Origin of the sequence: Xenophilus azovorans DSM 13620, assembly GCF_000745855.1 — a bacterium.
In the GTDB taxonomy this organism is placed as follows: domain Bacteria; phylum Pseudomonadota; class Gammaproteobacteria; order Burkholderiales; family Burkholderiaceae_C; genus Xenophilus; species Xenophilus azovorans.
The window spans coordinates 189,574-207,635 of the sequence record NZ_JQKD01000004.1 but is presented as its reverse complement, the minus strand read 5'-3'; the positions used below and the strand labels follow the sequence as shown (position 1 = coordinate 207,635).

The 18,062-nt window shown below is 69.9% G+C and carries 19 protein-coding genes; 14 read left to right on the top strand and 5 right to left on the bottom strand.

The features are described from left to right. Window positions 1-5 precede the first annotated feature (5 nt). The 14 genes from Q392_RS02360 (at window position 6) to Q392_RS02300 (ending at window position 13,343) form a co-directional block, all read left to right on the top strand. Window positions 6-803, top strand: a complete 798-nt coding sequence (locus Q392_RS02360) for a crotonase/enoyl-CoA hydratase family protein (RefSeq protein WP_051952751.1) — start codon at window positions 6-8, stop codon at window positions 801-803. A 10-nt stretch (window positions 804-813) separates the two neighbouring features. Next, window positions 814-2,835, top strand: a complete 2,022-nt coding sequence (locus Q392_RS02355) for an acetyl/propionyl/methylcrotonyl-CoA carboxylase subunit alpha (protein WP_038200776.1) — start codon at window positions 814-816, stop codon at window positions 2,833-2,835. Next, entirely contained in the window at window positions 2,832-3,977 is a 1,146-nt protein-coding gene (locus Q392_RS02350; protein WP_051952748.1) for an acyl-CoA dehydrogenase family protein, read from the top strand. The genes Q392_RS02355 and Q392_RS02350 overlap by 4 nt, the downstream gene beginning before the upstream one ends. A gap of 38 nt (window positions 3,978-4,015) precedes the next feature. Next, window positions 4,016-4,507, top strand: a complete 492-nt coding sequence (locus tag Q392_RS02345) for a PaaI family thioesterase (RefSeq protein ID WP_038200775.1) — start codon at window positions 4,016-4,018, stop codon at window positions 4,505-4,507. Beyond that, window positions 4,504-4,962: a PaaI family thioesterase gene (locus Q392_RS02340; RefSeq protein ID WP_038200774.1), complete on the top strand. Its 459-nt coding sequence runs from the start codon at window positions 4,504-4,506 to the stop codon at window positions 4,960-4,962. The genes Q392_RS02345 and Q392_RS02340 overlap by 4 nt, the downstream gene beginning before the upstream one ends. Next, entirely contained in the window at window positions 4,959-5,846 is an 888-nt protein-coding gene (locus tag Q392_RS02335; RefSeq protein ID WP_038200773.1) for an SDR family oxidoreductase, read from the top strand. The genes Q392_RS02340 and Q392_RS02335 overlap by 4 nt, the downstream gene beginning before the upstream one ends. A 32-nt stretch (window positions 5,847-5,878) precedes the next feature. Beyond that, the gene (locus Q392_RS02330; protein WP_051952746.1) at window positions 5,879-6,370 is read left to right on the top strand and encodes a MaoC family dehydratase; all 492 of its coding nucleotides are present in this window, start codon (window positions 5,879-5,881) and stop codon (window positions 6,368-6,370) included. Between the two features lie 10 nt (window positions 6,371-6,380). Continuing rightward, complete coding sequence (locus tag Q392_RS02325; RefSeq protein WP_038200772.1) at window positions 6,381-7,169, top strand: SDR family NAD(P)-dependent oxidoreductase; 789 nt, start codon at window positions 6,381-6,383, stop codon at window positions 7,167-7,169. A 10-nt stretch (window positions 7,170-7,179) separates the two neighbouring features. Further along, window positions 7,180-8,337, top strand: a complete 1,158-nt coding sequence (locus Q392_RS02320) for an acyl-CoA dehydrogenase family protein (protein ID WP_051952744.1) — start codon at window positions 7,180-7,182, stop codon at window positions 8,335-8,337. Between the two features lie 22 nt (window positions 8,338-8,359). After that, complete coding sequence (locus Q392_RS34010) at window positions 8,360-8,494, top strand: hypothetical protein (RefSeq protein ID WP_275576940.1); 135 nt, start codon at window positions 8,360-8,362, stop codon at window positions 8,492-8,494. Continuing rightward, window positions 8,491-9,261 (top strand): enoyl-CoA hydratase/isomerase family protein, encoded by a 771-nt coding sequence (locus Q392_RS02315; RefSeq protein ID WP_038200771.1) that lies wholly within the window; start codon window positions 8,491-8,493, stop codon window positions 9,259-9,261. Before Q392_RS34010 ends, Q392_RS02315 begins: the two co-directional genes overlap by 4 nt. Window positions 9,262-9,281: 20 nt before the next feature. Then, window positions 9,282-10,454 carry an acyl-CoA dehydrogenase family protein gene (locus tag Q392_RS02310; protein WP_038200770.1) on the top strand — a complete coding sequence of 391 codons (1,173 nt, stop codon included), beginning with the start codon at window positions 9,282-9,284 and terminating at the stop codon, window positions 10,452-10,454. A 52-nt stretch (window positions 10,455-10,506) separates the two neighbouring features. Then, window positions 10,507-12,108 carry an AMP-binding protein gene (locus tag Q392_RS02305; RefSeq protein WP_057598266.1) on the top strand — a complete coding sequence of 534 codons (1,602 nt, stop codon included), beginning with the start codon at window positions 10,507-10,509 and terminating at the stop codon, window positions 12,106-12,108. Between the two features lie 161 nt (window positions 12,109-12,269). Next, complete coding sequence (locus Q392_RS02300; RefSeq protein ID WP_038200768.1) at window positions 12,270-13,343, top strand: MBL fold metallo-hydrolase; 1,074 nt, start codon at window positions 12,270-12,272, stop codon at window positions 13,341-13,343. 28 nt (window positions 13,344-13,371) lie between these two features. Here the strand turns inward: Q392_RS02300 and Q392_RS02295 are convergent, their stop codons facing one another. From Q392_RS02295 to Q392_RS02275, 5 genes are read right to left on the bottom strand one after another with little or no spacing between them, the layout of a single operon-like run. After that, window positions 13,372-14,610 (bottom strand): CaiB/BaiF CoA transferase family protein, encoded by a 1,239-nt coding sequence (locus Q392_RS02295; protein WP_051952742.1) that lies wholly within the window; start codon window positions 14,608-14,610, stop codon window positions 13,372-13,374. Beyond that, the gene (locus tag Q392_RS02290) at window positions 14,603-15,526 is read right to left on the bottom strand and encodes an acyl-CoA thioesterase (protein ID WP_038200767.1); all 924 of its coding nucleotides are present in this window, start codon (window positions 15,524-15,526) and stop codon (window positions 14,603-14,605) included. Before Q392_RS02290 ends, Q392_RS02295 begins: the two co-directional genes overlap by 8 nt. Continuing rightward, window positions 15,523-15,951, bottom strand: coding sequence for an acyl-CoA thioesterase (locus Q392_RS02285; RefSeq protein ID WP_051952740.1), 429 nt, complete (start codon window positions 15,949-15,951; stop codon window positions 15,523-15,525). Before Q392_RS02285 ends, Q392_RS02290 begins: the two co-directional genes overlap by 4 nt. A 29-nt stretch (window positions 15,952-15,980) precedes the next feature. Then, window positions 15,981-16,952, bottom strand: coding sequence for a Bug family tripartite tricarboxylate transporter substrate binding protein (locus tag Q392_RS02280; RefSeq protein WP_051952737.1), 972 nt, complete (start codon window positions 16,950-16,952; stop codon window positions 15,981-15,983). 44 nt (window positions 16,953-16,996) lie between these two features. Beyond that, window positions 16,997-17,968 (bottom strand): Bug family tripartite tricarboxylate transporter substrate binding protein, encoded by a 972-nt coding sequence (locus Q392_RS02275; RefSeq protein ID WP_038200765.1) that lies wholly within the window; start codon window positions 17,966-17,968, stop codon window positions 16,997-16,999. Between the last annotated feature and the right edge of the window lie 94 nt (window positions 17,969-18,062).

Genomic DNA, 18,062 nt, shown 5'->3' with positions numbered 1-18,062 from the left:
GACACTTGGACATTCCCGCTTTCGAAACCCTGCTGCTCAGCGTCGACGCGCGCAACGTCGCCACGCTGGCGCTCAATCGCCCCGCCACCCACAATGCGCTGAACGCCACGCTCATTGCCGAGCTGAAGCGGGCCGCCGACTGGCTGACGGGCCAGAGCAGCCTGCGCGCCGTGGTGCTCACCGGCGCCGGCGCCAGCTTCTGCGCCGGTGGCGACCTCGGCTGGATGCAGCAGAACATGAAGAAGTCGCGCGCCGAGCGCGTGGCCGAGAGCTTCGAGCTGGCGCTGATGCTGCGCGCGCTGAACGAGTTGCCGATGCCGCTGATCGGCCGCATCAACGGGCCGGCCTATGGCGGTGGCGTGGGCATGATCTCGGTGTGCGACGTGTCGGTGGCGGTGGACACCGGCGTCTACTGTCTGACCGAGGTGCGCCTGGGCCTGCTGCCGGCCAACATCGCGCCCTATGTCGTTGCGCGCATGGGCGAGGCCAACGCGCGCCGCACCTTCCTCACCGCCAAGCGCATGAATGCCGCCGAGGCGCGGCGGCTCGGCCTCGTCTCCGAGGTGGTGGGCGCCGAGCAGCTCGACGCCGCCGTCGAACGAGAGCTCGCCGAGCTGCTGCAGTGTGCGCCGGGCGCGGTGGCGGCGACCAAGAAGCTCGTGTCCTACGTCGACAGCCACGACCTGCCCACGAGCATGATCTACGCCGCCGACAAGCTGGCCGACGCCTGGGAGACCGAAGAAGGCCACGAGGGCATCGCAGCCTTCTTCGCCAAGCGGGCGCCGGCCTGGCGGAAGGGCTGAGCGAGGGGCGATGTTCGACACCCTGCTCATCGCCAACCGCGGCGAGATCGCCTGCCGCATTGCGCGCACCGCGCGCCGGCTGGGCCTGCGCAGCGTGGCCGTGTACTCCGACGCCGACCGCGGCGCGCGCCATGTGGCCGAGTGTGATGCCGCGGTGCGCATCGGCCCGGCCGAGGCCGCGCGCAGCTACCTCGATGCGGCCACCATCGTGGCCGCCGCCCAGGCCAGCGGCGCGCAGGCGGTGCACCCCGGCTACGGCTTCCTCTCCGAGAGCCCGGCGCTGATCGAGGCCTGCGAGGCGGCGGGCATCGCCTTCGTCGGCCCCTCGCGCGAGGCGATCCGGCGCATGGGCTCGAAGATCGAGTCCAAGCGCATTGCCATCGAACACGGCGTGCCGGTGGTGCCGGGCTACCACGAAGACGACCAGGCCGACGCCGTGCTGGCCGAGGCCGCCGCGCGCATCGGCTGGCCGGTGCTCATCAAGGCCTCGGCCGGCGGCGGTGGCAAGGGCATGCGCGTGGTGCGCGCGGCAGCCGACTTCGCCGCCGCGCTGGCCACCGTGCGCCGCGAGGCCAGGGCTGCGTTCGGCGACGAGCGCGTGCTGCTCGAACGCTACCTCGCCGAGCCGCGCCACCTCGAAGTGCAACTGCTGGGCGACCGGCACGGCCACCTGGTACACCTGTTCGAGCGCGAATGCTCGATCCAGCGCAACCACCAGAAGGTGATCGAGGAGGCGCCGGCCGCCCACCTGAGCGATGGGCACCGCGAGGCGCTGTACCGCCACGCGCTGGCGGTCGGCCGCGCCATCGGCTACCACTCGGCCGGCACGGTGGAGTTCATCCACGACGCGGCCAGCGGCGACACCTTCTTCCTCGAGATGAACACGCGGCTGCAGGTCGAGCACCCGGTGACCGAGGCCACCGTCGGCATCGACCTCGTCGAGTGGCAGCTGCGCGTGGCCGCGGGCGAGCCGCTGGCGTTCACGCAGCAGCAGCTGGCGCGCCGCGGCTGGGCCATCGAGGCGCGCGTCTGCGCCGAAGACCCGGCGGTCGGCTTCACGCCCGAGGTGGGCACCGTGCTCGTCAGCGACGAGCCGGCGGGCGAGGGCGTGCGCGTCGACAGCGGGCTGCGCGTCGGCAGCGCGGTCACGCCGCATTACGACTCGATGCTCGCCAAGGTCATTGCCTTCGGCGACACGCGCGACCAGGCCGCGCGGCGATTGAGCACCGCGCTGGGCGCCTACCGGCTGCTGGGCGTGCGCTGCAATCTCGCCTTCCTGGCCGACCTGGTACGTGCGCCAGCCTTTGCGGCGAGCCTGACCACCCACTACATCGAGCGCACCTTTGCCGGCGGCTGGGCACCGCGCGACGACGCCGGGCGCGCGCTGGCCCTGGCGGCGCTGGGCTGTGTGCTGGCGGCTGCGGCCCCGGCGACCGCCTCGCCGTGGCAGGCTCTGGGCGCCTGGCGTCTGCTGGGCGATGTGGCTCCGGGCAGCGTGCTCGTGCTGCTGGAGGATGCGCAACGCACCGTGCACCGGCTGCGTGTGCGGGCCGACGGTGCGCGCTGGTGCGTCGAATCGAGCGACGGGCCGCGCATCGTCGCCCTCGTCGTCACGGCCCAGCTCGACGGCCAGCGGCTGGAAATCGAAAGCGGCGGCGTGAGCGAAGCGTTCACCTTCGTCGCCGCTCGCGACACCGGTTCCGAACGCGTGTGGCTGCACGGCGCTCATGGCATCCACGCCTTCACGCGGGTGGACCGCACGGCGCATGCGCTGGCCGGCACGACGGCCGCCAAGGCCGCTGCCGGCAACACGCTGCGCGCGCCCATGCCCGGGCTGGTGTCGGCAGTGCCCACGGTGGCGGGCGCACGCGTGCGGGCCGGCGAGGCCTTACTGATCATCGAGGCGATGAAGATGATGCACACGCTGGTGGCACCCGCCGATGGCACGGTGGTGGAGCTGCGCTGCCGCGTCGGCGAGTCCGTGCGCGGCGGAGATATCTTGTTGACCATCGAACCCGAAGCCAAGACATGAACGAGCCGATCTACTTCACCGACGAGCACCGCCAGTTCCGCGACAACCTGCGCCGCTTCATTGCGCAGGAGATCGTGCCCAAGGCCGATGCCTGGGAAGAGGCGGGCATGGTGCCGCGCGACGTGCTGCGGCAGATGGGCAGCCTGGGCTTCCTGGGCGTCCGCTATCCGGAGCAGTACGGCGGCTCGGCGCTGGATACCGTGTACAGCGCCATCCTGGCCGAGGAACTCGGCCGCTCCACCTTCGGCGGCTTTGCGGTCACGGTCACGGTGCACACCGACATGGCCTCGCCGCACCTGGCCAATTTCGGCACGCCCGAGCAACTGCAGCGCTGGTTGCCGGCGGTGATTCGGGGCGAGAAGGTCTGCGCGGTGGCGGTGACCGAGCCCGACGCAGGCTCCGACGTGGCCGGCATCCGCACCCGCGCCGTGCGTGACGGCGACCACTGGGTGATCGACGGCAGCAAGATGTTTATCACCAACGGCGTGCATGCCGACCTGTACTTCGTGGGCGCCAAGACTGATCCTTCGGCCAAGGGCTCGCGCGGCATCTCGATCTTCGCCGTCGAGAAGGGCACGCCTGGTTTCAGGGTCGGCCGCGCGTTGAAGAAGAGCGGCTGGCTGTCCAGCGACACCGCGGAACTCGTGTTCGAGAACTGCCGCGTTCCCGCTGCCAACCTGATCGGAGAGGAGAACAAGGGCTTCTACCAGATCATGCGCAACTTCCAGAACGAGCGCATGGTGCTGGGGGCGGCCTGCGTGGGCGAGGCGTCGCGGGCGATCGAGCTGACGCTGGCCTACGTTCGCGAGCGCAAGGCCTTCGGCGCCACGCTGTGGGACAAGCAGGCGATCCGCCAGCGCCTGGCGGCGCGCGCCGCGCAGGTGGAAGCGGCGCGCGCGCTGGTCTACCACGCCGCCTGGCTGGACGCGCAGGACCAGGAGTGCGTCAAGGAGGTATCGATGGTGAAGGCGCTGTGCGGCGAGCTCGTCAACGAGGTGCTCTACGACTGCCAGCAGTTCCACGGCGGCTTCGGCTACATGCGCGAGGCAGCGATCGAGCGCATGGTGCGCGATGCGCGTGTCGAGGCCATCGGCGGCGGCGCCACCGAGGTCATGCTCGAGGAAGTGGCCAAGCGGATGTGAGGGGCGCGAGCGCGCACCCGTTGAAGGAGAGGAATCGGATGTCGAATGTCGAAAGCGATCAGGCGGACAAGGTCCGCAAATGGCAGCAGATCACCGTGATCTCGCCCTACAGCCGCGAGCTGGGGCTGCGGTTGCACGGGGTCGAGCCCGGCTGGTGCGTGATCAAGGTGCTGCCCGACGAGCGCCTGGTTGGCAATCCGGCCACCGGGGTGGTGCATGGCGGCGTGATCACGGCGCTGCTGGACAGCTGCTACGGCCTGGCGATCTTCGTGAAGCTGGACAAGCTGCGGCCCATGGCCACGCTCGACCTGCGCATCGACTACCTGAAGCCGGCCACGCCGGGGCGCGAGATCTTCGGTGGCGCCGTTTGCTACAAGCTCGGACACGAGCTGGCCTTCGTGCGCGGCGCGGCCTACCACGACAGCCCCGACGACCCGATTGCCACCTCATCGGCGATCTTCATGTTCACCGACGGGCCGGTCATCGCGCTGGATGACGCATTGAAGCTGCTGGAAGGATTCAAGCCATGACGATCGAAGCCATCGTCGCTGCGGCGCGCGCCAGCCGCGACTGGGCGCCGCTGCTGGGGCTGGTGCCTTACGCACAGTTCCTCGGCATGCGCCTGGACATCCGCGGCGACCAGTTCAGCGCCTGCATGCCCTTCGACAAGAAGCTCATCGGCAACCCCGCATTGCCGGCGCTGCACGGCGGCGCTACCGGCGGCTTCCTCGAGAGCGCGGGCCTGTTCTACCTGCTGTGGGACAGGGACAGTGTCGAGCTGCCCCGAACCATCAACTTCACCTTCGAGTTCCTGCGCTCCGGCCGCCCGGTGGACACCTACGCCAGCGTGTTCATGGTCAAGCAGGGGCAACGCGTCGCGCACCTGCGCATCGAGGCCTGGCAGTCCAGCCCCGACAAGCCCATCGCCATCGGCCACGGCAATTTCATGGTCAAGCCCGGAGCCCAACCGAAGGAAGCATCTTGAACACGAGCGCCTATCGTTCCATCTACAAGCCGGGTCTGTTTGCCGGGCAGACCGTCATCGTCACCGGTGGCGGCAGCGGCATCGGCCGCTGCATCGCGCACGAGCTGGCCAGCCTGGGCGCGGCGCTCGCGCTGGTCGGCCGCAAGCTGGAGAAGCTCGAATCCGTGCAGGCCGAGATCGCCTCTGCGGTGCCGGCCGCCAAGGTAACGCTGCATTCCTGCGACATCCGCGACGAGGCCGGCGTCAAGCAGATGGTGACCGACGTGCTGGCCGCGCACGGCCGCATCGACGGCCTCGTCAACAACGCCGGCGGCCAGTACCCGCAGCCTGTGCGCGACATCTCGCTCAAGGGCTGGGATGCGGTGGTGCGCAACAACCTGCACGGCGGCTTCCTCGTCTCGCGCGAGGCCTACACGCAGTGGATGGAGGGCCATGGCGGCGCCATCGTCAACATCATCGCCGACATGTGGATGGGCATGCCCGGCATGGCACACAGCGGCGCCGCGCGCGCCGGCATGCTGTCGTTCACCGAGACGGCGGCCTGCGAATGGGGCCACGCGGGTGTCCGCGTCAACGCGGTGGCGCCCGGTTTCGTGGCGAGCAGCGGCTTCGACACCTACGGCCCGGAAATGAAGGCCAAGTTCCGCAGCCTGATGAAGGCCGCGCCGCTGCAGCGCTACGGCACCGAGGCCGAGGTGTCGTCGGCCGTCGTCTACCTGCTGTCGGAAGGGGCGGCCTACATCACTGGCTCGTTCATCCGCGTCGACGGCGGCGTGCCCAACGCGCGCCAGACCTGGAAGCTCGAGGAGCACAGCCGCAACCAGCCCTATGAAGGCTTCCCGCTGGCGAAGATGCCCGAGTGCCTGAAGCCAGGTGCGCCCTGAAGCCCCCCCGCCCGCCACCCCCGGAGATCCACATGCCTACCGAAGCCCCCGCCGGCGTGCGCAGCGTTCCGTTCCGCACGCACAACCGCACCATCACCGAGACCGACATCGTCACCTTCGTCAACGTGGTCGGGCTGCACGAGCCCTTCTTCATCGACATGGAGTACATCAAGGCCAACATGTCGGGCAAGCACCGCAACCGCTTTGCGCCGGGGCCGATGATCATCTCAGTGGGCATGGGGCTGCTAGCGCCGACGGTCGCCGGTGTCATCGACAAGACGCTCGAGGGCCGCGAGCACGGCCCCTTCGGCGGCATGACCAGCGTCGATGCGCGCGTGAAGGGCGCGCTCTTTCCGGGCGACACCATCCACGTCGAGGGCGAGGCCTGGCTGCGCCCGCCGACATCGCGGGGCTACACCTTGATGGACCTGCGCCACCGCGTCGTCAACCAGCACGGCGAGGTGCTCGTCGACTTCACTGAAACCATCACCTTCCTTCCCAAGGGCGCGGTCGAGTCCGAGTGAGGGTGCTGCGATGAGCCGCCGCTTCGAAGGCCGCGTGGCGATCGTCACCGCCGCCGGTTCGGGCATCGGGGCCGCCACCGCGAAGCGGCTGGCCGCCGAGGGTGCGCCGCTCGTCATCGCCGATCTCAGCGGCACGCGCGCCCGCGCCACGGCCGACGCCATCGCCGCCGCGGGCGGCGAGGTCGCCTGGCTCAAGATGGACGCCGCCGAGCCGGCCGCCGTCGAGGCCACCGTCGCGCTCGCGCTGCAACGCTGGGGCCGGCTCGACGTGCTCGTCAACAATGCCGGCCATGGCGAGCCGGCGCTGCTGTGCGACACCACGCTCGATTCGTGGAACCGCACGCTCGCGGTCACGCTCACCAGCGTGTTCCTCGGCCTGAAGCACGCGCTGCCGGTGATGCGCCGGCAGGGCCGCGGCGCGGTGGTCAACACGGCCTCGGTGTCGGGCATCGCCGGCGACATCGGCATGCCGGCGTACAACGCGGCCAAGGCCGGCGTCGTGAACCTCACGCGCGCCGCGGCGCTGGAGTGCGCCGGGCAGGGCATCCGCGTCAACTGCGTCTGCCCGGGCGGCATCGACACGCGGGTGACGCAGATCCTGGCTGGCGACCGCGCCGACGAATTGCGCCGCACGATGGCCGCAGTGCACCCGCTGCAGCGCATGGGCAGCGCCGAGGAGATCGCGGCGGTGATCGCCTTCCTGGCCTCCGACGAGGCTGCCTTTATCACCGGCGCCGCGCTGGTGGCCGACGGCGGGCTCACCGCCGCCAGCGGGCTGCCGCCCTACGTCACCCTCTGACAAGCCGCCCATGCCGATCGACTTCTCGTTCACCGAAGAGCAGAACCTGCTGCGCGACAGCGTGCGCGCGATGCTCAACCGCATCGCCACGCCCGAGTACGTCCGTCGCTGCGACCAGGAGCCGCGCTACCCGAGCGAGCTCTACGACGCCTACGTCGAGATGGGCCTGCTGCGCATGCCCTTCCCCGAGGCGGCGGGCGGCCTGGGCGGCAGCGTGATCGACTTCGCCATCATTGCCGAGGAACTCGGCCGCAAGAGCTACGACTTCCTGGGCGCCTACGGCACCTGCGTCTTCAACGGCCTGAACATCCTCCACAACGGCACCGAGGCGCAGCGCCAGCACTGGCTGCCGCGGCTGCTGGACGGCCGCATCAAGATGTCGATCTCGATGACTGAGCCGGGCGCGGGCTCGGACGCCGGCGCCATGCGCACCAGCGCGCGGCGCGACGGCGAGCACTGGGTCATCAACGGCCAGAAGGTCTTCTCGACCGGCGCCGGCGCCGAGCGCAACGTCATCAACCTGTATGCGCGCAGCAAGCCCGAGGGGCCGCACCAGGAAGCGCTGTCGCTGTTCCTCGTCGACAAGGACACGCCCGGCATCACGCTGCGCAAGCTCGACACGCTGGGCCGCCGCGCGCTCGGTACCTACGAAGTCTTCTTCGACGACGTGCGGGTGCCGGCCGACCGGTTGGTGGGCGAGCCGCACAAGGGCTGGGGCTACATGCTCGCGGGCCTGCAGCTCGAGCGGCTGATGACGGCGGCCGGCTATGCCGGCGGCGCGCAGGCGGCGGTGGACCTGGCGCTCGCCTACGCCAAGGAGCGCCAGCAGTTCGGCAAGCCGATCGGCAGCTTCCAGGCGATCGCCCACATGCTGGCCGACATGCAGACCGCAGTGGACGCGAGCCGCATGCTGCTGTGGCGCGCCGCCTGGCAGCTCGAACGCGGCGAAGACGCGCTGATGGCGATCTCGCAGGCCAAGCTGTTCGGCTCGGAGGCCTACGCGAACATCGCCAACCAGGGCATGCAGATCATGGGTGGCTACGGCTACATCATGGAGTTCGACATGCAGCGCCACTACCGCGACGCGCGCGCCACCACCATCACGGCCGGCACCTCGCAGATGCAGCGCAACCTGATCGCCGGGCTGATGGGCCTGAAGACGAAGTAGCAGCCCGAGTGAGAAGCGGCGCATGGGGTTCGACCGGAACGACGAGCAAGGCCAGCGGCGCCACGCGCGCATGCGCCGACCCGCCGGTGGCACCGCACCGATGCAGAGCACCGCCGCCAGCCACATGGTCGACAGCCGCAGCAGGAGCACCCGATGACCGTCCGCGTCGAACGCGAGGGCGCGCTCGCCCTCGTCACCCTGGCCCGGCCCGAGCGGCTGAACGCGCTGACGCCGGAGATGATGGAGCAGCTCGCCGAGGCCACCACCACGTTGCAGCAGGACCGCGGCGTGCGCGCCGTGCTGCTGTGCGGCGAGGGCCGCGCGTTCTGCGCCGGCGCCGACGTGGGCACGATGAAGGGCCTGGACGTGCTGTCGGGCCGCCAGCGCATCCAGCGCGCGCACCGCGTCATCGCGGGCCTGGCGAACATGGACAAGCCGGTGATCGCCGCGGTGCGGGGCGCCGCGGTGGGCGTGGGCTGGAGCCTCGCCCTGGCCTGTGACCTGATCCTCGCCTCGGAGAACGCGAGCTTCAGCCTCGTGTTCAAGAAGATCGGTCTGGCGCCCGATGGCGCGGCGGCCTACTTCCTGACGCAGTACATCGGTGTGCTGCGCGCGCGCGAGCTGATGATGAGCGCGCGCAAGGTGCCGGCGGCCGAGGCGTGCGCGCTCGGCATGGTCAACGAGGTGCTGGCCGACGACCAGCTCGATGCGCGCGCGCTCGATCTCGCGCGCGAACTCGCCGAATCGGCCACCTTCGCGCTGGCGATGGGCAAGCGCATGTTCCGCGCCTCGATGCAGCCGAGCCTGGAAGCCTTTCTCGACCTTGAGGCGCACGTGCAGGGCCTGGTGCTGCAGAGCGACGACCGCAAGGAGGGCGTGGCGGCCTTCCTGGCAAAGCGCAAGGCCAACTTCGTCGGCCATTGACCCCATCACGGAAGACGCCCATGTTCCAGCTCGACCCCGACCTCGAAGCCTTCCGCCAGGACATCCGCAAGACCGCCGAGCGCGCCTTCGCCGCCAAGGCCGCGTACTGGGACGAGAAGGAAGAGTTCCCAACCGAGAACCGCGACCTGCTCGCCAGGCTCGGCTACCTCGGCATGGTCATCCCCGAGGCCTACGGCGGCTCGGGCGCGCCGGTGATCCAGGGCACCATCCTGCTGGAGGAAGTGGCGCGCGTGTGCTTCAACACCGCGCTGGTGGCGCAGATCGCCATCAACGGGCCGTCGCGCGCCATTGCCATCATGGCCAGCGACGCGCAGAAGCAGCGCTGGCTGCCCGGCTGCGTCAGCGGCGAGCACAGCTTCGCCATCGGCATCAGCGAGCCTGGCGCCGGCTCGGCGATGACCGACATGGTGACCTCGGCCACGCCCAACGGCGACCACGTCTTGCTGCACGGGCAGAAGGCTTATTGCACCGGCGGCCACCTGGCCACGCACGTCTTCGTGTTCGCGCGCTGGGGCAAGACGCACGGGCCCAAGGGCATCGGCGCGCTGGTGGTCGAGCGCGGCACCCCGGGCTTCGAGGTCGGCCACCCCGAGCGAAAGATGGGCGGGCGCGGCATGCCCGAAGTCGAGCTGTTCTTCGACCGCTGCCGCGTGCCGCGTGCCAACGTCATCATGGAAGGCGACCCGAACTCCACGCGCAGCTTCAAGCGCCTGATGAGTTCGTTTGGCCCCGAGCGCGTGGGCAACGCCGCCATGTGCCTGGGCGTGGCGCAGGCCGCCTATGAAGCCGCCAAGGCTTACTCGCAGCAGCGCGAGCAGTTCGGTCGCCCGATCTGCGAGTTCCAGGGACTGCAGTGGAAGATTGCCGACATGGCGGTGCAGATCCACGCCGCGCGGCTGATGATCTACCGTGCCGCCACCCACCTGGTGGACGGCTTTCCCGACCCGCTGGAAGCGGCGATGGCCAAGCTTTACGCCAACGAGATGGTGCAGCGCGTCACGAACGAGGCGCTGCAGATCCACGGCCACGCTGGCTTCACTCGCGCGCTGCCGCTGGAGCGCATGGTGCGCGACTCGCGCGGCTTCGCGCTCGGCGGCGGCACCACCGAGATCCTGCGCAACACCATCGCGTCGATGGTGTACGGGCGCGCGTTCGACCAGCGGCGCGGCTGAAGAAGCAGACCGTCACCGCCCCCGAGTTTCATCAGCGAAAGGAGACGAGACCATGGTGACAGACCTTGAGATGAACCTGCTGCACCGGCAGAACCTGGGCGACAGTCTGCGGCGTTCTGCCCGCGGCGTCGGCGACAAGACCGCGATCCACTTCTACACCGCGCAAGGCGAGCACAGCGAGGTCAGCTACGCCTCGCTGGACCGCATGGCCAACGTGGTGGCCAACAACCTCATGCGGCGTGGCGTCGCCAAGGGCGACAAGCTCGCCGCGATGTCCCGCAACAGCGTGGAGTTCCTGGTGCTGGGCTACGCGGCAAACCGCATCGGTGCGTGGTTCGTGCCGATCAACTTCATGCTGCAGCCGGCCGATGTGCGCCACCTGGTCGAGTTCTCCGAAGCGAAGTGGTTCTTCGTCGAAGACGCGCTGCTGGGCAACCTCGCCTCGGTGATCGACCGGATGACGGGCGTTCGGCAGTTCGTGCAGTTCGGCAAGACGGCGCCGGCCGGCTTCATGGCCTTTGCCGAACTGCTGCAGGGGCCCGACGACGAGCCGCAGGTGCTGATCGACAGCGACGACGTGGCCACGATGCTGTTCACCAGCGGCACCGAGTCCGCGCCCAAGGGCGTGCTGACGACGCATGCCAATTACCACGCGGCGCACCTGAGCTGGATGCTGAATGCGGGCTTCGACCGCAGCGAGGTCTTCCTGCTCAGCATCCCGTTGATCCACACTGCGGCTTTCCTGCTCTCCACGCTATGCCTGACGAACCAGATGACGATCGTCATGACACAGACACCCCAGCCGCCGCAGATGATCGATCTCATCGAGCGACATCAGATCACGAGCACGGCATTGCCGCCCACGCTGTACGTGGCGATGGTGGCCTGCCCGAACTTCCGCACCCGCCGCCTGGACAGCATGCGCAAGCTGATGAGCTGGGCCTCGACGATCCCCAAGGCCATGGTCGACGGCTGGATGGAGGCGGCGCCGCACGCGCGGCTGCACTCGGTGCAGGGCATGACCGAATCGACCGCGGCGGCCTACACCACGGGCAGCGTGCGCAGCTGGGCCGAGATGCCCAACGGCGACGGGCGCTGGGTCGGCACGCTCACTGCGTTCGGTGCCGACGTGCGCCTGGTCGACGACGACGATCGCGACGTGCCGCCCGGCGTGGCCGGCGAACAGATCGTGCGCGGGCCGATCGTCATGAAGGGCTACTACAAGAACGACGAAGCCAACGCGCGCGCGCTGCGCGGCGGCTGGTTCCGCACCGGCGACGTGCTGTTCCGCGACGAGGCGGGCAACTACTACTTCGCCGATCGCAAGAAGGACATGATCAAGAGCGGCGGCGAGAACGTCTACTGCCAGGAGGTGGAGAGCGTGCTCGGCACCCACCCGGCGGTGCTGCAGTGCGCGGTGTTCGGGCTGCCCGACGAGCGCTGGGGCGAATCGGTCACGGCTGCGGTCATCTTGCGTCCGGGGGTGCAGGTGGAAGAGGCCGAGCTCGTCGCCCACTGCCGCGACAAGCTCGCCGGTTTCAAGACGCCCAAGCGGGTGTTCTTCCGCACCTCGATGCCGATCAGCGCGGCCAACAAGCTGCTCAAGCGCGAGTTGAAGGCGGAGTACGCCAATGCGAACGCGACCGCTTCATGAACCGTTGACCGACGTCCGGTCGTTCGGGGGTGCACCGCGCGCGACGAAGCCGCAGGTGCGTTTCCGGGCACCTGGAGGAGTACCGGAGTGATCACGAACGACAGGATCTAGCGGCCAGTGCGGACGCCGCGCAACCCGCTTCGACTTCCACCCACGAGACCATGAGCACATCCTCCTCTGCCCCAGCCACCGCCAACGCCAGACCGACGCTCGTCTACCCCTTCGAGTCGCCGCCCGCGCCCGGCGTTGCGCTGTCGGTGGCACCCGGCGTGATGTGGCTCCGCATGCCCATGCCGATGCAGCTGAACCACATCAACCTGTGGGCGATCGAGGATGGCGACAGCTGGGCGGTGGTGGACACCGGCATGCGCACCGACGAGACGCTGGCCGCCTGGCGGCAACTGCTGGCCGCGGGCGACGACGGCCGGCGGATCGGCCGCGTCTTCGTCACCCACATGCATCCCGACCATGTCGGCATGGCCGGCTGGCTGACTCGGAAGTTCGACTGCCAGCTGTGGATGACCAAGACGGAGTACCTGAACTGCCGCGTGCTGGCGGCCGACACCGGCCGCGAGGCCCCAACCGACGCGATCCGCTTCTACCGTCGCGCCGGCTGGGGCGAAGCCGCGATCGAAGACTACCGCGCCCGCTTCGGCAAGTTCGGCCAGTTCATTCACGCGCTGCCCGACAGCTACCGCCGTATCCGCGACGGCGAGACGCTGCGCATCGGCGAGCATGACTGGCGCATCGTCGTCGGCAACGGCCACTCGCCCGAGCACGCCTGCCTGCATTGCCCTGAGTTGAAGCTGCTGATCAGCGGCGACCAGGTGCTGCCGCGCATCTCGTCGAACGTGTCGGTGTATCCCACCGAGCCTGAGGCCGATCCGATGTCCGACTGGCTGGCGTCGATCGAGAAGATCAAGGCCGAGGTACCGGACGACGTGCTGGTGCTGCCGGCGCACAACGAGCCCTTCCGCGGCCTGCATGCGCGGCTGGACTACCTGGCCCAGGGGCACCACCGCTCGCTGGCGCGGCTGCTGAAGACGCTGGACCAGCCCAGGCGCGTGATCGACGTGTTCGGTGCGCTGTTCGCACGCGCCATCGACCCCGCCGAGGGCAGCATGCAGCTCGGCCTGGCCAGCGGCGAGAGCATGGCCAGTCTGAACTACCTGCTCAACCGCGGCGAGCTGCGGCGCGAGTTCGACGCCGACGGCGTGGCCTGGTACCGCCGCTGAGGCCGTCGGTCGAGTGTGTGCGCCGGCGCTACGCCGGCGGGGGGGCCACGGTGCCCTCGCGGTAGAGCGTCTCGCGTTCGGCCGTGCTCAGGCCCAGTTCGGCTAGGATGCCGTCGGCATGCTCGCTCAGCCGCGGCGGCAGGCTCGCCACGCGGCCCGGCGTCGCGCTCAGCTTGACCGGCACGCCGATGTGGCGGTGCCCGTCGGCCTGCACCACCATTTCGCGGTGCAGGGCGTGCGGGTGCGTCAGCGCCTGCTCGACGTTGTTCACCACGCCGGCGGGCACGCCGCGGCGCATCAGCGTGTCGCACAGCTCGGCGGCGGGGTAGCGTGCCAGCGTGCGTTCGAGCTCGGCGCGCAGCACGTCGCGGTGCTCGCGGCGTCTGACGGGGTCGGCGAAACGGGGGTCGGACGCGAGGTCGGGACGCTGCACGCATTCGCACAGCCGGGCGAACTGGCCGTTGTTGACGACACCCAGGAAGATCGGCCCGTCCGCCGCCGCGTAGCAGTCGTAGGGCACGATGTTCGGATGCGAGCTGCCCATGCGCTGCGGGATCCGCCCGGAGTAGAACCAGTTCGAGGCATGCGGCGCCAACAGCAGCGCCAGGCCGGTGTCGAACAGCGTGGCTTCCACCCGCTGGCCGGCGCCCGTATGCGCGCGTGCGGCCAGGGCCAGCAGCACGCCGACCATCGCGTTGTAGCCGGTGAGGTAGTCCACCACCGGCACGCCCAGCCGCACCGGGCCCGACTCGGGCGTGCCGTTGATGCTCATCAGCCCGGAGATGGCCTGCGCGACGGCGTCGTAGCCCGGCAGGCCGCCCAGCGGCCCGTCGGCGCCGAAGCCGCTGACGTTGCAGTAAATGAGCCGCGGGTGGCGGGCGGCGAGCGTGGTCTCGTAGCCCAGGCCCCACTTCTCCATCGTGCCGGGCAGGAAGTTCTCGATCAGCACGTCGGCCTCGTCGAGCAGCCGCCCGAGCACGGCGCGACCGTCGGCGCGCGACAGGTCGAGCGCGATCGACCGCTTGCCGCGGTTGAGCGCCGCAAAGTAGGCGCACTCACCGCGCTCGTCCAGCGGTGGGCCGATGCGGCGTGCCTCGTCGCCTTCGGGCGGCTCGACCTTGATCACCGCGGCGCCGTGGTCGGCCAGCATCTGCGCGCACAGCGGGCCGGCGAGCACGCGCGAGAGATCCAGCACGCGCAGGCCGGCCAGCGCGCGCGGCGGCGGCGTCCCGGCTGCCGTGGGGGTGGGTGCGGTGGGTTCAGGCATGGACGATGAGGCGCTCGGCTGCGGCGCGGACGGCCGCCGGCATCGGCACCGACTTGCGTTGTTTTAGGTCGAAGAACAGAGCGACGACGACGATCGTCGTGTACAGGCTGCCGTCGTTCGAGTCGACCACGTGGTGGACGATGTGATAGAGCTTCTCGCCCGCCGCGAGGACGCCGCTGCGCACTTCCACCCCGGTGCCGGCGCGCAGCGCGCGGTGGTAAGTGATGTCGTAGTCGAGCGCCGCCGATCCGGTGCCGGCGGCCAGCAGCGCCTTGCGGTCCAACTGCATCGCGCGAAAGAGGTGCGTGATGGCGTCGTTGAAGCGCGCGATGTGCGCGCGCGGCGGCGCCACGCCGTCGGCGTCGCAGTCCCAGGGTTCGATCGAGCCGCGGTAGGTGAGCAGCAGCCGGTCGAGCGGCGGCGGGCCCGGCGGGAGGAGCGCGGCCATCGGCGCCGGCGCAGGCATCTCGGGCAGCTCGCCGGCGTGCGCGCGCGCCGCCGCCAGCACGTCGGCGGGCCACGGCCGCGTGCTGTCGTCGGCGCCCACCAGGCGCAGCCGCGTCTCGAACGCCGCCGATTCGACGCCGGTGCCCAGGTTCGTCATGCGGCTGGCGATGTCGATCGTGCCGTCGTCGTGCACGGCGCGGATGCCGGAGCGGATGGCATGGATGCCGCCGCCGTGCAGCTCGCGCTTGAAGAGCGTTCGGTCGGTGAGCGGCCGCAAGGCCAACTGATCGGCGCGCAACCGCCGCGGCGCGAGCCCCAGGCGCGCGGCGAGGTGGGCCTGCGCGTCGCTGGCGCGCGCCAGGTAGAACTGCACGTTCATGTGGCCCCACTGGTCGCAGTCGGCCATGTTCACCGCGCCGCGGCCGGTGACGAAGACGCGTTCGGCGCCGGGTTCTTCCACGGCCGTCATGCGTCGCTCCCCGCAGGCAGCAAGCGCTCGCGTGCGCGCCCCAGCACCACGGCATCGATCGTGGTGGAACGGCGCGCGTCGAGATCCATCATCACCGTGTAGACCTTGCTCTTCATCGCCAGCTGGCCGGTCTCGACGTTGCTCAGGCGGTGGAAGAAGGTGATCTTGCGCTCGCTCACCTCGAGCACGCCGCTTTCCATGCGCACCAGGTCGCCGGCCAGCAGTTCCTTCAGGTACAGCACCTCTTGCTTCACCGCCGCAGGCGCGCGGCGCCGCTCGCGGATGTAGGCGGGCGTGAGGCCGATGGACGCCATCACGTGCCATGCCGCGTCGGAGACCTTGGCGACGTAGAACTGCACGTTCATGTGGCCGAGCTGGTCGCACTCCAGCGGCGACACGCGACCGAGGTGGGTTTCGATGAACAAGGGCAGGCTCCGGGGCGCGGGAGGAGGGTTCAGTCCTCGGCCTTGTAGTTGGCTTCCTTGACCACGCGCTTCCACTTGGCGATCTCGGCGTCGATGGTGCGGCCCAGCTCGGACGGCGTGCTGCCCACCGGGTCGTAGTTGAGGGCCGCCAGGCGCTCGCGCACGTCGGGCAGCGCGACGATGCGCGCGATCTCCGTCGACAGCCTGTTGACGATCTCCGGCGGCGTGCCCGCCGGCGCCAGCACCGCGGCCCAGGAATCCAGCGCGATGCCCTTGATGCCGGTCTCTTCGAGCGTGGGCACGTCGGGCAGCAGCGCCGAGCGCTTGTTCATCAGCACGGCCAACGGGCGCACCTTGCCCGACTTGACGTGGGCCATGCCGACGAAGGGGTCGACCACCGCATCCACCTCGCCGCCCACCACCGCCGCCATCTGTGGACCGGTGCCCTTGTAGGGTACCATCGTGATGTCGGCGCCAGTGGCCTGCTTCAGCTGCTCGCCGATCAGGCGCAGCAGGCTCGTGCCGGCGCCGTAGCTGAAGCGCCCCGGACGCGTGCGCGCTTGGGCGACAAACTCCTGCATCGTGCGCGCCGGCACGTTGGCATTGACGAGGAACACGCCGCCCAGGTTGGCCACCAGCGAGATCGGCGCGAAGTCCTTGACCGGATCGAAGGGCAGCTTGTACAGCGCCGGGGTCAGCGTCTGCGCGCTGGCCACGGTGAGCAGCAGCGTGTAGCCGTCGGGCGTGGCCTTGGCCACGATGTCGGTGCCGATGATGCCGTTGGCACCGGGCTTGGGGTCGACGTTGACGGTCTGCTTCAGCGATTCCGAGAGCTTGGCGCTGAGCAGCCGTGCCACCACGTCGCTGGTGCCGCCGGCGCCGAACGGCACGACCATGCGGATCGGCCGCGACGGATAGGGCTCGGCGGCGCCGGCCAGCAGCGGCAGCAGCAGGGCCGCGGCGAGCAGCAGGCGGCGCGGCAGGCGAGGGATGCGCTTCATCGGCCGCTTTCTCCATCCTGGGGCGGGTTGCAAAGGCGTGGCCATCATTCGGCCTTGATGCCGGCGGCCTTCACGGTGGCCGCAATGGCCTTCATCTCGGCACGGTGGATTTCAGCCAGCGCCTCGGCGTCGCCGGGGCGGGGCTCCCACGAGATGGAGCGCATCTTGTCCTGCACCGCCGGGTCCCTGAGGATCGCCATCATTTCGCGGCCGAGCCTGGCGCTGATGTCGCGGGGCACGCCGGCCGGTGCGAAGAAGCCCACCCAGGCCGAGTACGCCATGCCCTTGACGCCTGTCTCGCCGACGGTTTCGGTTTCCGGCGCCAGCGAGCTGCGCTGCGCGCCGGTGCCGGCCAGGATGCGCAGCCGGCCGGCCTTGGCGTTGGGCGCGCTGCTCGACAAGGGTTCGCAGACCACGTCGAGCTGGCCGCCGATCAGGTCGGTGAGCGCCTGCGCCGAAGCCTTGTAGGGCACCTTCGCGATGTCGATGCCGGCGGCACTCTTGAGCAGTTCCATGCACAGCAGGCCCGAACTGGTGCCGAAGCCGTAGTTGAGCTTGCCGGGCGACGCCTTGGCCGTGGCGACCAGCTCGCGCAACGACTTGCTCGGCGAGGACCCGGGAACGACGATGACGAAGGGCGCGTCGGCCGCCAGCGCCAGCGGCACCAGGTCCTTCAGCGGATCGATGGGGAAGCTGGCATACAGGAAGGCGTTGGCCGCCACCGTGGTGCTCGAGCCGAAGAGCAGCGTATAGCCGTCGGCGGGCGCCTTGGCCAGCGTGCTGACGCCGAGCACGCCGCCGGCGCCGGCGCGGTTGTCGATGACCACGGTCTGCCCCAGACGCTCGCCGAGCAGCGGGGCCAACAGCCGCGCCAGCGCGTCGGTGCTGCCGCCCGCGCCCTGCGGCACGATCAGCTGCACCGGTTTCGACGGCCAGGCCTGTGCCGCTGCCGGCTTGGAGACGATGGAGCCGGCCGTTGCCAGCAGGCAAAGGAGAATTTTGTACAACGCGTTCATGGTCCCTCCTACACGTTGGACGTCATCACCGTTCGTTCATCGCGATCACCCGGCGCGCCTACACTGCGCTGAGCAGCAGACCCATCCACCGAAG

Coding starts and splice junctions, on each gene's coding strand:
- Q392_RS02355 (WP_038200776.1), top strand. CDS start 814: ATGTTCGACACCCTGCTCATCGCCAACCGCGGCGAGATCGCCTGCCGC.
- Q392_RS02350 (WP_051952748.1), top strand. CDS start 2,832: ATGAACGAGCCGATCTACTTCACCGACGAGCACCGCCAGTTCCGCGAC.
- Q392_RS02345 (WP_038200775.1), top strand. CDS start 4,016: ATGTCGAATGTCGAAAGCGATCAGGCGGACAAGGTCCGCAAATGGCAG.
- Q392_RS02340 (WP_038200774.1), top strand. CDS start 4,504: ATGACGATCGAAGCCATCGTCGCTGCGGCGCGCGCCAGCCGCGACTGG.
- Q392_RS02330 (WP_051952746.1), top strand. CDS start 5,879: ATGCCTACCGAAGCCCCCGCCGGCGTGCGCAGCGTTCCGTTCCGCACG.
- Q392_RS02325 (WP_038200772.1), top strand. CDS start 6,381: ATGAGCCGCCGCTTCGAAGGCCGCGTGGCGATCGTCACCGCCGCCGGT.
- Q392_RS02320 (WP_051952744.1), top strand. CDS start 7,180: ATGCCGATCGACTTCTCGTTCACCGAAGAGCAGAACCTGCTGCGCGAC.
- Q392_RS34010 (WP_275576940.1), top strand. CDS start 8,360: ATGGGGTTCGACCGGAACGACGAGCAAGGCCAGCGGCGCCACGCGCGC.
- Q392_RS02315 (WP_038200771.1), top strand. CDS start 8,491: ATGACCGTCCGCGTCGAACGCGAGGGCGCGCTCGCCCTCGTCACCCTG.
- Q392_RS02310 (WP_038200770.1), top strand. CDS start 9,282: ATGTTCCAGCTCGACCCCGACCTCGAAGCCTTCCGCCAGGACATCCGC.
- Q392_RS02305 (WP_057598266.1), top strand. CDS start 10,507: ATGGTGACAGACCTTGAGATGAACCTGCTGCACCGGCAGAACCTGGGC.
- Q392_RS02300 (WP_038200768.1), top strand. CDS start 12,270: ATGAGCACATCCTCCTCTGCCCCAGCCACCGCCAACGCCAGACCGACG.
- Q392_RS02295 (WP_051952742.1), bottom strand. CDS start 14,610: ATGCCTGAACCCACCGCACCCACCCCCACGGCAGCCGGGACGCCGCCG.
- Q392_RS02290 (WP_038200767.1), bottom strand. CDS start 15,526: ATGACGGCCGTGGAAGAACCCGGCGCCGAACGCGTCTTCGTCACCGGC.
- Q392_RS02280 (WP_051952737.1), bottom strand. CDS start 16,952: ATGAAGCGCATCCCTCGCCTGCCGCGCCGCCTGCTGCTCGCCGCGGCC.
- Q392_RS02275 (WP_038200765.1), bottom strand. CDS start 17,968: ATGAACGCGTTGTACAAAATTCTCCTTTGCCTGCTGGCAACGGCCGGC.